This is a genomic window from Paraburkholderia sp. OAS925 (genome assembly GCF_040543975.1).
Classification (GTDB): Bacteria; Pseudomonadota; Gammaproteobacteria; order Burkholderiales; family Burkholderiaceae; genus Paraburkholderia; species Paraburkholderia graminis.
This window is the reverse complement of record NZ_JBEUNO010000002.1, coordinates 1,965,139-1,977,732: the sequence shown is the minus strand read 5'-3', so window position 1 is coordinate 1,977,732 and position 12,594 is coordinate 1,965,139. Positions and strand designations below refer to the sequence as shown.

General features: G+C 59.8%; 10 protein-coding genes and 5 pseudogenes. 1 reads left to right on the top strand and 14 read right to left on the bottom strand.

Translation table 11 applies throughout. The annotated features are described in order from the left end of the window. Positions 1 to 43: 43 nt before the first annotated feature. Positions 44 to 561: pseudogene (locus tag ABIE53_RS27630) on the top strand (helix-turn-helix domain-containing protein); the annotation flags it as partial. Positions 562 to 648: 87 nt separating this feature from the next. Here the strand turns inward: ABIE53_RS27630 and ABIE53_RS27625 are convergent. The 14 genes and pseudogenes from ABIE53_RS27625 to ABIE53_RS27560 all read right to left on the bottom strand — a co-directional run. Continuing rightward, positions 649 to 1,386: an IclR family transcriptional regulator gene (locus tag ABIE53_RS27625; RefSeq protein ID WP_192699128.1), complete on the bottom strand. Its 738-nt coding sequence runs from the start codon at positions 1,384 to 1,386 to the stop codon at positions 649 to 651. A gap of 96 nt (positions 1,387 to 1,482) precedes the next feature. Then, positions 1,483 to 2,727, bottom strand: a complete 1,245-nt coding sequence (locus tag ABIE53_RS27620) for an MFS transporter (RefSeq protein ID WP_192699129.1) — start codon at positions 2,725 to 2,727, stop codon at positions 1,483 to 1,485. A gap of 40 nt (positions 2,728 to 2,767) precedes the next feature. Further along, positions 2,768 to 3,190 (bottom strand): nuclear transport factor 2 family protein, encoded by a 423-nt coding sequence (locus ABIE53_RS27615; RefSeq protein ID WP_192699130.1) that lies wholly within the window; start codon positions 3,188 to 3,190, stop codon positions 2,768 to 2,770. Beyond that, entirely contained in the window at positions 3,174 to 3,458 is a 285-nt protein-coding gene (locus ABIE53_RS27610; RefSeq protein ID WP_192699131.1) for a hypothetical protein, read from the bottom strand. The genes ABIE53_RS27615 and ABIE53_RS27610 overlap by 17 nt, the downstream gene beginning before the upstream one ends. Before the next feature lie 92 nt (positions 3,459 to 3,550). Beyond that, positions 3,551 to 4,006 carry a YciI family protein gene (locus tag ABIE53_RS27605; protein ID WP_192699132.1) on the bottom strand — a complete coding sequence of 152 codons (456 nt, stop codon included), beginning with the start codon at positions 4,004 to 4,006 and terminating at the stop codon, positions 3,551 to 3,553. A 198-nt stretch (positions 4,007 to 4,204) separates the two neighbouring features. Then, positions 4,205 to 5,218, bottom strand: a complete 1,014-nt coding sequence (locus tag ABIE53_RS27600; protein ID WP_192699133.1) for a zinc-binding alcohol dehydrogenase family protein — start codon at positions 5,216 to 5,218, stop codon at positions 4,205 to 4,207. Positions 5,219 to 5,309: 91 nt separating this feature from the next. Further along, the gene (locus ABIE53_RS27595) at positions 5,310 to 5,996 is read right to left on the bottom strand and encodes an SDR family NAD(P)-dependent oxidoreductase (RefSeq protein ID WP_192699134.1); all 687 of its coding nucleotides are present in this window, start codon (positions 5,994 to 5,996) and stop codon (positions 5,310 to 5,312) included. A 630-nt stretch (positions 5,997 to 6,626) separates the two neighbouring features. Further along, on the bottom strand, positions 6,627 to 6,941 hold the full coding sequence (locus ABIE53_RS27590) for an NAD(P)-binding domain-containing protein (protein WP_376916417.1): 315 nt from the start codon (positions 6,939 to 6,941) through the stop codon (positions 6,627 to 6,629). A 129-nt stretch (positions 6,942 to 7,070) separates the two neighbouring features. Further along, positions 7,071 to 7,696, bottom strand: a pseudogene (locus ABIE53_RS27585) (DUF3363 domain-containing protein); the annotation flags it as partial. A gap of 75 nt (positions 7,697 to 7,771) precedes the next feature. After that, positions 7,772 to 8,268: pseudogene (locus ABIE53_RS27580) on the bottom strand (ATP-binding protein); the annotation flags it as partial. A gap of 41 nt (positions 8,269 to 8,309) precedes the next feature. Then, complete coding sequence (locus ABIE53_RS27575) at positions 8,310 to 9,671, bottom strand: IS110 family RNA-guided transposase (protein WP_171800825.1); 1,362 nt, start codon at positions 9,669 to 9,671, stop codon at positions 8,310 to 8,312. A gap of 429 nt (positions 9,672 to 10,100) precedes the next feature. After that, positions 10,101 to 10,463 (bottom strand): annotated as a pseudogene (locus ABIE53_RS27570) (ATP-binding protein); the annotation flags it as partial. Beyond that, the gene (gene istA, locus ABIE53_RS27565) at positions 10,460 to 11,527 is read right to left on the bottom strand and encodes an IS21 family transposase (protein ID WP_445376134.1); all 1,068 of its coding nucleotides are present in this window, start codon (positions 11,525 to 11,527) and stop codon (positions 10,460 to 10,462) included. The pseudogene ABIE53_RS27570 and the gene istA, both read right to left, overlap by 4 nt. Before the next feature lie 84 nt (positions 11,528 to 11,611). Next, positions 11,612 to 12,285, bottom strand: a pseudogene (locus ABIE53_RS27560) (DUF3363 domain-containing protein); the annotation flags it as partial. Positions 12,286 to 12,594: the final 309 nt, after the last annotated feature.

Here is a 12,594-nt window from a genome sequence, read left to right as displayed (position 1 = left end):
CCAGTTTAGGCAATCATGGTGTTTTCACACACCCTCGACCCGTCGCGATCGGCCCAATGGCACAGGGCTCGGTATCGGCGAAGCAACGCCGAGCCTCCTGGCACCGCTTGCTCGTCTTTTAGCGTTGTTGGAAGAGCCCGAGGCGATCCCCGCGCTCGCGCCGCTCATCCAACGCGAAATCCATTACCGGTTACTGACAAGTGATCAAGCTTCTTTCTTGCGTCAGGTTGTATCTATCGACGGCCAAGGGCATCGCATCGCAAAAGCCATCGAATGGCTGAAATTGCACTATGCCGAACCGTTCAGCGTTGAAGAACTCGCTGCCCGCGTGCAGATGAGCACGCCGACCTTTCATCATCACTTTCGCCATCTGACCGAGATAAGTCCCTGGCAGTACCAGAAGTGGCTGCGATTGAACGAGGCGAAACGATTGATGCTGAATGAGCATATGGATGGTGCAGTGCCGCGTTCAAGGTAGGCTACGAAAGCCCTTCGCAGTTCAGCCGCGAGTACAGCCGCCTGTTTGGAGCGCCGCCGAAACGCGATATTGCAGCGTTACGTGCAATGGACCCGCCCAGCCCAGCCAAGCCAAGCGTAACGGCAGAGCCTCATAGCCTTTGTTGCGGCAGACCTTGGCGTATGCCGGACTTAGAACCAGCCTTGGCCCATCGGGCGTACCTTGTCCAGTTCCTCACGGATCTGCTGGGCAATCTCGATTAGACGCAACTCCGGCAGGCGGTTTGTTGGCCCTGCGATGGCGATGGCGGCGCGTGGAGTGACCGCGAGCGCGACGCAAGAGATTCCTGCGTTCTCACTGTCCAAGTCGAGTGCGAAACCTCTGCGCTGCGCGTCGTCGATCTCCTTGGCGTGGTGTTTCCACCCGGCGGGATCGTGGCCACGGATAAAATGGGCAAGGTCGGCATCCGCCGCCAGCAGCGCATGGCCAAGCGCCTGCCCGAGCAGCGCGGTCCGCTCTCCAGGTTTGACCGCCAGGTGCAGCGGCTTGTCTGACTGCACCGCATCTACGCACAGGTAGTCGCTGCCGCTGACCAAGCCTAAAAACGCCGACTCGCCAGATGCAGCGCTTACGGCCTGTAGGACGGGCCGGATGCGGGCGCGCAACGCGTGCTCGGCCTCTGCATCCGGCCGCAAAAGTCCGTTGAGTTTGCCGGTCAGGCGATAAGCCGCACCCTTCCTGTCCTGCATGATGTATCCGAGCCCTTCGAGGGACGCGAGCAGATTATGAGCAGTGCTGCGGTTAAGACCGATACCATCCGCGAGTTCGCTCAATCGCACGCCCTCCGGTTGCTTGGCGATGCACTCCAGCAGGTCGAAGGCCCGCTGTACGGACTGAATTATGCGGCCGGACGATGTCGTTGATTCCATAATGCTGAATTATGCTGACGTACATCAGCAGAAGCAACAGCAATATGGGACTCGACGTGGCCTGGCTGCCGCTGACACCAAAGACAGGAATGCTCTTTAGATGACTTCGTTGGGAGCCGTGAACGTGTTGCGCGGAATCGGACGGCGGCGTTCCAGCACGGCAATTATCACCACCGGCACGAATGTGAGCACGCCGAAAATGACACCCACCAGCGGAGGGGCGAGCACGCCAAGCTGCGTTTCGATAAGCATGCCGGTAATCCAAGTGCCCAAGGCGGTGCCCACATTGAAGAAGGACACCACCATCGACGATGCCAGAGAAGGGGAATTGCCGCCGTAGCCGACGGCCAGGCTGGTAAGCACCGGGTTTGCTGCCAGACCAACCAAGCCTAGCAACGTGAACATGATCAGTGCGGCGGCGGGGATCGACGAAAATGCGAGCAGGCCTGCCGAGGCAAGCGCCGAGATGCCGGCAGTGAACATCGGCATTGTATGCGGATGGCGGTCGCCAATCCGGCCGCCGAAGATCGACCCGATCAACGAGGCCACACCGAACAGGGCCAGTGCGATGGGGATGAACTGGTTTGCCAGACCCGTGTGCTCGGTCAGCAAAGGAGCGATAAAGCTGTAGACAGAGAGCGCGCCAGCGTTGACGGTGACACACCCCAGCAGCGAGAACCATAGCCGAATCGAGCGCAATCCTGCGAATTCGTCGCGGATTCGCGGGATCGTCCGCCCCAGCACCTCTGCGGGAACGAGTTTGACGATAGCGATGGCAAGGACGACGGCAATGATCGCGAGTGCCCAAAACGGACCCCGCCACCCAGCGATCTGCCCGGCGATCGAGCCGAGAGGTACGCCTAAAACGTTAGCAAGCATGCCGCCGCCGATCACGATGCCTAACGCCCGCCCACTAGCAGCGGAGCCCGCAGCCTTGGATGCAACAACAGCGGCGACGGTCCAGAACGAACTTGTAGCAACAGCGCTGACCACGCGACTGATAAGCAGTACCGTGAAGTCTGTCGTGAACGCTGCAATCAAATGCCCTATCGCGAATATGACGAGGGAGAGCAACAGTGTGATCCGCTTCGGCATCCGCAAGGTGAACAACGCCACCGCTGGGGCGCCGAAGATCATTCCGATGGCAAACAGCGTAATCGCCGTGCCTACCTGAGCGATCGATACGTTGTAGTCGGCAGCGATCTCGGGCAACAAGCCGGCGACGATGAACTCGGACGTTCCCATGAGAAACGTGCCTACTGTCAGAACATAGACGACCAGCGGCAGGTGCGCCGTTGTAGATGAGCCTGACGTGGACGGAGAGATAGATGCTTCAGCCATGTGTGTTCTTATTTCCTATCGAGCTCAAGATTTATTGGCTTCACCGGCCGTCTATGTGGACGTGCCGCTCCACGAAATGCCATTGCCCGTTGCGGACAGCAAAGCGATCCTCGTAGCGTCCTCGCGCAGCTAACTGAACCGCCGAGCCTTCCGCCAGATGCGACACAATGAAATACGACATACCGCCCGCCGTCTGCCCGCTGTCGGCCACGTCAATGAGGATGTTGCCGATAAAGTGCTGCGGACCGAGATAGGCCTCGTGCGCTCGAGCGTTCTGGCGTAACCACGCGAGTGTTTCCGCCGCCCCGTGGCAAGCCACGGTCGGGGAACTATGCCAGGCCGCATCCTCGAAGAACGCGGCCACTGCTTCCAAGTCACCTGCATCGAGCCGGTAGCAATAGGTATGGATCAGACGCGCGATCTGATTTTCAGCTTCGCGGCGGTCTTCACGAGAAATCATCATGGTGGCCTCTCACTTCGATCATTGAATTCGGCGCAGCGACGCGTTCGCCGCGGCGCTCTAATGTCACGGCCATGCGGACCTCAGGCTGCATATGTTCCCGAAATCCACGAGCAAAGTGACAGATCAATTCGCTTGATTTTCTTGCCTTATTGCAAGAGCAATTGGGAGACGTAAATTTTGGCCGCAGGTCGCATTCGATCAGCGCGACAAAGCGATCGCCAGGCAGCTTCTGGTTCTGATAGATGTCATGCCGCAGACCAGGCGGCATGATGTTCCAGCGAAACGCGCGTCTTGGAGAACAGTAACGTGCGCCTGTGACGACCTAGGCGCGTACAGCTATAGGCAGACAAAGCCAAGCAGCTATTTTCCTTGGTAGGCTTTGATACTGGTGACCTGCCAGCGGCGTACGCTCGCGCTTAGCACGCCACTTTTCACGCCTGGATCTTGGTTAACCCATTGTTTCGCCGCTTCGATATTCTCAGCTTCGAACACAACCATGCCCAGCACCTTGTCCTCGGTGAGTGTGCCGAGCAATCCACCGGCCAGAAACTTGTGCCCGAGAGTTTGGCCGTACGCGATGTGTTCCTTGATGTTGGATTGCTCAGCAATGCTCTTGCTACCTTGATAGGCGGAACCGCGTTCGTAAATGACCGCGAAAACGCCAGTCTTCGCAGCGGCCACGTCCTGTGCAACGGCGACGGGCGCGAAGGTGGCAACCGCGCCGAAAGCCGCGAACGCTGCAAGAGCCAGGGTCAAAGTTGCGCGCCGGCCGGTAAATCTGCCTGCACGAATCACCTTGGCAATGTGAATATTCATGCCAGTACCTCCGTCGATAAGGTAAACGCGGTCGTATAAAGGATCTATCCGCTCCAGATATGATCCGAGCACTGACAAGCGAAGCGATAGATCAATTCGCTCGATTTATTGCCTGATTGGAAGCACGTTAGCAGCAATCGTGTACTTCAATTGCGTCTCGTCGGGCGCCAGTTCGTCGAAGGGCCGAGCACACCACGATCAGAAGCCCTCAAGTACGATCTTGCCGCGCGCTTTGCCGCTCTCCAGCAGTTGGTGCGCCCGCTTGAGGTTCGTCGCATTGATCGAACCAAAGGTCTCGGTCAGCGTCGTCCGAATCTTGCCGGCCTCGATCAGCTCGGCCACTTGCCGGAGGATGGCACCTTGTAGACCCATGTCCTCCGTCTGCATCAGGGAACGCATAAAGACCGCTTCAAGGTGGATCGAAATGCACTTCCATTTGAAGGGATTGGCATCGAACACTTTTGGATTGTCGATATAGCCGTAGCGTCCTTGGGGCGACATCAACTTCACGATGTCGTCGCGATACTCAATGGAACCGGCTGTTGCAAAGACAAAGCCAGGCGCGCCAATGCCTAGGGCTTCGATCTGCTGGGCCAGCGGCTGGCTGTGATCAACAACATGATGCGCGCCGAGGCTGGCGCACCATTCCTTGGTTTCCGGGCGTGATGCGGTAGCGATCACCGTGAGATCGGTACAGGCGCGAAGCAGTTGGATCGCCATCGATCCTACTCCGCCGGCGCCACCGATGATGACCACGGCCTGAGCCGCTCCGGGAACGGGACGTGTCACGTCCAGACGCTCGAAAAGCATTTCCCAGGCTGTAAGCGAGGTCAGCGGCAAGGCGGCCGCCTCGGCATTGGACAAGGAGGCAGGAGCCTTCGCCGCGATGCGTGCATCAACAAGGTTGTACTCGGCGTTCGATCCCTGCCGCCGTATGGCGCCGCAGTAGTACACCCTGTCTCCGATCTCGAAACCTTGGACGAGTGAGCCCTTGTCTACGACGATGCCAACGGCATCCCATCCCAGGACACGAACTTCGCCGTCAGTCGGTGCGGCGTTGCGACGGATCTCGTAGTCGATCGGGTTGACGGCCGTAGCCGCGATTTCGACGAGCAGATCGTGGTCCGTGGGGATGGGTTTCGGGAGCGTAACGTCGATGAGGGCGTCTTCGCGGTCGATCGGCCCAGTCTGTTTGTAGCCTACGGCTTTCATGATTCTCCCTTGATCGTCTGGTGACAAGAATTGATGCGCAGCCTGATCGGACTGATTGAACTGCGCCGCCAATCGCAGCGAGGTTCAGGCTTCACCAGGGCAGGCTCTTGCCGTCTTGATAAAACCCGCTGGTGCCGGCATCAGCCGACAGGTTGACCACGTACTTGATGCTGGCCGCTCCTTCGGCCACGGGGCGGCCGCCTTCGCCACCCAGATCGGTAGCAGTCCACCCGGGGGAGGCGGCGTGGACAGTAATGCCTTGATCGGCGAGTTCTGCGGCGAGGTTCCGGGTCAAGGCGTTCAGCGCCGCCTTCGACGTGCTGTAGCCGGGGACACCAGCAGTCATGTTTTCCAGCGAACCCTTTTCGCTCGACACGTTGACGATGCGGGCGCCTTGCGCTTTGCGCAGCAGCGGCAGCATCGCCTGCGTGACACGCCAGGCGCTAAAGAAGTTGATATCCAGAGCCTGCTGGACTACCGCAAGGTCGGCTGTGGAAGCCTGCTGCGCGTAGTCGAAGACCCCGCCCACGTTGTTGACCAGCACGTCGAGACGACCGAATTCGGCTTCGATTTTCTTCGCTGCCGCGTCGACGCTTAACTGCTTCGAAACATCGATCTGAACCGCGCGAGCATTGCCGCCGATCTCCGTGGCTGCCTTGGTGGCGGCGCCAATGTCGCGGACGCCGAGCAGCACGGTGTCGCCATCTGCTGCGAGTTGGTTGGCGAGTTCGCGGCCGATACCGCGGTTGGCGCCTGTGATGAGAATGATGCGAGCCATATCTGTTCCCTTGTCGAAATGGATGGGTGGTAAGGAGCCAGTCGCGGAGCACTGACATAGCGCCGTACGCCGAACTGCCGGCTCCAATCTTACTCGATAATCCTACAATAACAAACTATCCCAAATTATTGTTGATCCAATTCAATATTGTGGAACTTTGGCGAGCGCCAGGTACGTGAGCTCCCCGATTAGAACGGGCTGTGCTCCCAGACCTGAGCACGGCATTCGACGAGCTCGACGCCTCCCCCGCTCAACCGCAGCAAGCGTCTTTGCGTGCAGTCGGGCTATCCGCCGCGCGCCGTTCGCTGCGTCACTTCCACCGGCTGAACCGATAGATCCATTTCGGCCCTTCTTCGTGCCCATAGGCGAGCACTGTTGCGAGCATTCCGAATGGCTCGGCGAGGCGCGCAACACGCAGGGAGCCCGCGTCCACAGGCTCGACCCCGATTTGCGCAAGAAGCGCGGTAGCGTTCCTTGCTGTGTATGTCGTCGCCGCAGTACACAATGTTGGGACGCGGCCACGGACCCCGCGCCTCGAACACGTCGAGCAGCAGTTCGCTGGGTGTAGCTTGGAATGAGGCGACGACATGGGCGGAAGGCAGTCGGCGCGCGATGGACTCAGCACCGGAGTCAGTGTGAGCAATCACAAGGTCGCTGTTGCTGGCATTCAGCGGCATGGTGCAAAAGCATGAGCTTCGCGGACAGGTCGCCAGCCTGGACGAGCACATCATCAAGATCCAGCCAATGCACTGCGAGAAGCACCAGGTCCGCGTGCTCGGCAGCTTGCCGAGGTGTACCGGCCTTGGCATGGCCACTCGCCGCTACCAGGCCAGCCAGCTTCTGCTCACTGCGCGAGTAGCTGAATGTCACTTCGTGGCCGAGTTTGGAAAAAATCACCCCTCGTTGGCCGCCCATGCCTTCCGAACCAAGGATTCCGATCTTCATCTCATTGCCCCAGTGGAATTTACGTTGAAAGTGCAATCTTTCTCTTGAATTAAAAAATACTGGTACAGCAATTCGGCCGGATTTATTGCCTATTACTATGATGTTTAAGATTCACGGATTTACTCTGAGCTAGGCGATCCCCGGCCCGCGCTGCCGTCCAATTTCCCAGGACACACCGCCCCCGCGCACAGTGCTGCAATCTGCTGCCCCAGCCGTTGCTCGATCACCGGCCGCCACGGCACGAGACTGAACCCCATGCCGTCATCGAGCATCGCGTAGCGCCCAGTGGCGAGCATGTCGCTGCGCCGGTAGATGCCAGCCACGCGCTGCCCGTCGGTCACGGGGCGATGCTCCGGGCCGGTTTCGACGGCAATGTTCTTGGCGGCCTGCGCCAGTTCCCGGTTGCGCAGCGTCCCCAGCAGGTTCCGGGCGAGGATCACGCGCTGCCCGCGCCGCTCAGCCAGCCCCTGCTCGGCCAGAAAATCGGCGCGTTGCTGCATGGCCTGCTTGGCGTCGCCACCAAAGCCCAGGTCGCCCAATCCCCGGCCACCGCCGATCAGTTGCTGGTCGAGCCAGGTGGCTCCAATCACGTGGACCTGCCGCTCGATAGGCAGGTGCGACTTCAGTTCCACGGCCACGCCGCCCAGGCGCTGTGCGTCGTGCTGGCGGCCACGCTCGGCCAGATCGTCCGGCACTTTCCGTAGCCCTTCGGCCACGCGCTCGACGATGCCGGCGCGGCGCAGGGCTTCCAGCTGTCAAACGCAATCTCAAGTTGATACAGCTTCGGACGCAAACGCAATTTGAATTTGATACACCCGCGGATACGGTTATTAGCTGAGTGCTGCCTCCTTCGAATTGCGTTTGCGTTTGACGTCGTCCGCGTCGGTTAAGTGCAGCGGTGGGATGCGGTTGATCTGCCCGCCTGGCGTTTTTCCTTCAGCCTGTACGAGTCGCCAGAGATCGGCACGACGTGTGCGTGATGAAGCAGCCGGTCTAGGAGCGCCGCCGTGAGCGTTGCATCGTCAGCGAAGGTCTGGTCCCATTGGCCGAACGGCAGATTGCTAGTCAGGATGAGACTGCCGGTTTCATACCGTTTGGCGACCACCTGGAAGAGCAGGTTCGCCTGCTCCCGGTCCATGGGCAGGTATCCCATCTCGTCGATGATGAGAAGCTTGTAGGGCTTCGTAGTCCGCTTGATGGTGTCCTCAAGCTGGTTGCGGCGCAACGCTGTCGTCAGTTGCATCAGCAGATCGGCGGCAGTGATGAAGCGGGTGCGAAACCCGGCCTGCGTTGCACGATATCCGAGCGCAACAGCAAGATGATCTCGTACCGACTGTCAACGCTTGCTCGCGGTCTTCGAATGACGTTTTACGCCGGTTCTGGCATGGGCTGATTCCTTCGAGACTGGCGAACTTCGAGCGGCACTGTGAATCGCTCAGCGACGATGCGTTTGCCTTGCTGGACGGTGATCGCGTTTCCCTCCTGATCCCGAAGTACATACGGCTCTCCAGTCTTCAGGACACGATAGATTCGGTTGACCAAACGCGTGGCAACAGCACATATGGCCTGCTTGTGGTGATGCCCCTTATTCACCATGAGGCGCCAGTACACGGCGGCGAGATCTGGATCGATCTTGCGTGCGACGTCTGCTGCGATATACAGCGCCCGTTTGACGCGATCACTGCCGCTCTTTGTGAGCCTCTGCCCGGGCTTCTCAATGCCACCGGAAGAATTCCTGGTCGGGAACATACCGCAGAAACCACGGATGTGATCCTCGTTACGGAAGCGCTTCGCGTAGCCGAGTACGCCAATGAGCAGCGGAGCCAAAGTCGCCCCAATGCCAGGAATGGATCGAAGCGCATCGGAAGGATGCACCCGCTGATAGATCTGCTCTACCTCACGCTCGATCGCGCGGACGTGACAGTCCCACAGGTGCAAGTGTTCGACTTCCTGTGCCACCTCGAATTGCAGCGCAACGAAATCGACACTATCACCATGAAGCTCAATGGTCTCCTCGGCAACTGACTTAAGTTTCTCGACCAGCGAATCGATGAATGGACCGCTCTTGGGATGATTCCCCGAGGCGTGCCGCGAGAGGAACCGGGCGAGCACATCGCGTCGCATGGCGACAACCTTGCGCGGATCGAATAGCTCGCCGAGGATTGCCAACGTGAGCTGCGTCACTGTATCGGGTAACGCAGGCTCAAGAGTCGGGCAGGCCCAGCGGATAAGGTCAAGAACGCGGCGCCGCGAGGAACATACCAGTTCCTGATATCGGTGACGTTGTTTGGTCAGTCGTTGTAGTGCATGTTGCTCGGGGCCGGGCACATGAACGGGGTCGAGGCCACGACCGCCAAAGCCGGGTATTGCGCCCAATACATGCGCGTCGGCCGCATCGGTCTTGGCATGCTCGCTGAGGTATTTGCGTAACGCCTTCACGCGCTGACCCTTCACGCGAATGACCTTGATTCCGGCACGCTGCAGCCAGTTCGCCACCGGAAACCATGCCATTCCGGTTGGTTCCATCACTGCAGTGATCGGCGTTTCCGCGCTGACGCCGCTCTTAATGGCTGACACGAAACGCCTTAGGTCGGTTGAGGTCAAACGAAAGCGGATCGGTTTGCCAATCGCACGTCCATCATCGAAGACCTGCGCGACCTGTACCGCACTGATCGCCAGATCGATGCCGACGGTTCGGTGACGCACCGGTGCATTGCTGATAGAAGCCATGAGTTGTTATTCTCCTTATCGACGAATCAGAGGGCTCGATGCTGGGCAGCACTGCCAGGTGTTTCATTCGTGGCCGCTTGAACTTTGCAGATTCATGCGCCACCATCTCGTTACTCTTGCCTGCGCCAGCCCGAACCCGGCAACCATGGGCTTCACATCGTCGGGACGAACTTTGCGGGCTCTCCCACGTTCTTAAGGTCGCTGGGCTCGGTGCCCGCAGGCAAGGGTACCAGCGAGTGTGCGGGCGGAGTTGAACGACGAGTCCGGATCGACGGAAGCCCGGCCTCATACTCTTGGCCCTCGGCGTTCGCCCTGCGCCCAGATTCAAATCAAATGCAATTGAATTCGATGGTGCGAAGTCGACCCGCGATCACTTCGTCGAGGCGCCCAGCAGCTCCATCATCGACTTGCCCCTCGGCGTCAACCCCGCACCGCTATAGATACCTGGGTTTTGCCAACGCCACTGGGTCCGAGGAGCACGACATTCTCGGCACGCTCCACAAAGGCAAGACTGCCGAGTTCGAGAACCAGAGCTTTCGGTACGCCGAGCGCAAACTCGAAGTCGAATTCATCAAGCGTCTTGATTGCCGGGAAGCCAGCAAGACGCGTCAGCATCCGGCGCATTCGCTCCGCGCGTGCCATCGCCTCGTCCTTCAAGGCCTGTTCGAGGAAGTCGAGATAGCCCAGCTCGCGCTTCGCGGCCATCTGGCCGAGGTGCGCAATCTGTGTCGGCAAGTGCAGCAGGTTCAGCTGCTTGCACAACACAGTCAGTCGTTCGAGCTGTGGAGTCATGCGCTTACCTCCTGTGCACGGCTGAACGCGTCGTAGACCGACAACGGGTGCTGAAACGGTTTGTTCCACTCCGGGCTTGTGTGCCGTGATGCCGGTTTCGGCTGCTGATGTGGCGTCGCGCCCGTTCTAACCGATCGTCCCACGTAGGGTGCAGGCAGTGGCAGAAGATGCGGCCGCTCCTCGAGCAACACCTCGGCCGGGATCCGTTTGGTCGTGCCGTGCACACGGACGTTAGCGACGTCGCGCAACCACAGTCTGACGCGCTCATTGCACAGGCCGCATTCGGCTGTGAGCCCTGCCTGTTTGAGCATTGAAACCAATGGGACCCAGAAGCTGTAGCGCAGATATCCGTTCATACGCTCGACCTTGCCCTTCGTCTTCGCGCGGTATGGCTTGCACACGCGAGGTACGAACCCATGGTGTTTGGCGAAGTCAGCGAACCCCGGATGATATCGGTGCTGCTTCTTGCCATAGGCATCGCGCTTCAAGATCACCGTTTTCATATTGTCATAAACGATTTCTCTGGTGACGCCGCCGAAGGCTTCAAATGCCCGCACGTGGCAAGCCAGTAGCGTTTCGATGCGCATGTCGGTTACAAACTCCGCGTAGCTGACGCGGCTGTAGCCCAACGTCGCAACGAACGCCGCGAGCATGCCGAGTTTGTGGCCCGGCTTACGAAACTCAATCCAGTCCATCTGCATCTGATGTCCCGGCTCTGTCTCGAATCTCACCACCGGGTCGAGGCGTCCAGCGGGTCGAAGCTTCTGCAGATACTCCTGCACGCGGCGTAACCCGCCCGTGTAGCCGCGCTCCTCAATCTCCCGCTTGAGCACCGTCGCCGGAATCCAGTCCGGCTTCACTGCTTCAACGCGTTCCTGCAGATACCCTTTGAACGGCTCAAGCTTGCCGGCGACAGGCTGACGGGCCTTACGCAGCGGTGGCCCCGATTCCAGATACTTCCTGACGGTGTTGACTGCCATGCCGGTCTCGACCGCGATGTCCCGGAGGCTGTTTCCCTGGCGACGCAGAATCTCGATTTCCATGTACTCCTCGTAGCTGATCACGGGCCGCCCAAAAAAAGCAACCCTACAACGAGGTGTATCAATTCCTAACTGCATTGCTGTATCAATTTACAACTGCGCGCGACACAGCCGGCGAACGTGGGCCGCGACGACTTCCTGCGGGTTGGGCCAGCCTTGGCTCGGCCTTGCTCGATCGCCAGGTGATGATCGGTGCGGTACAGGCCATCGCTCGCCAGCGCGGCAATGTTCTTGTCGGCCGCCCGCACCTCGGCGAAACCGCGCACCTCCACCACCGCGCCAGTGGGATAGTTCGCCAGTTCGTCGCGGGCGTTGAGCGCGACGTAGTGGGCCTTGCCGTCCACGCCGTCTATGACCAAATAGCAGCGGTCGTGCAGCTCGTCGGCCAGCCCCTTGGCAGCCACGCGGCCGATGACGGTTCGGCCTTCGTCGCTCGGCTCGAACACCGCCAGCTCGCGTGGCTGGCCGCTCATGGCCCGCTGCATCGTGCGGATGATGTCGCCACGCTCTCCCAGGGCACGCAAGGTCTTCTCGGCATCGGCATGGACGGCCCAGGTGCCCGGTTGCATCTCGTCGGCCAGGCCCAGGCGCTGCAAGCGTTGCAACCGGCCGATCAGCAGCAGGCGCTGGCGTTGAAGCCGGGGTTCGTTGAAGCGTTCGAACTGCACCCGGCCATCCTCGCCGGCCTCGCGTTGCAGCGTGCGGTCGAGGCTCGTCCAGCGCTCCTGTTCCACCTCGCGCTGCAAGGTCTGCTGGATCTCCAGTTCGGTGCGCGGGCCGATGTGTGGCTTTTTGCTGGTGGCTATCAAGCCATAGCTCAGTTGACCGTCCAAGGACCGAATCCAAAATTGCCGGGCTCCAGAAGGCGAGAGATCTCAGGCAACGAATCGCCAGTGTCACCGAACAGCGGGACCAGCTGACAAGCCTTCTTGTGGCGGCTGATGCGCAGGCAGTCGAACTTGGTCTGTAGTGCGAGCGGCTTAGGGCTTTATTGCCGGAAAGCAATGTCACCGCGCTACCGGAGAGGAAAAAAGCGCCGTTAGGTCGACGGCAGCGGCCTGACATTCGCGACCAGGCTTCCGCGCAATGGC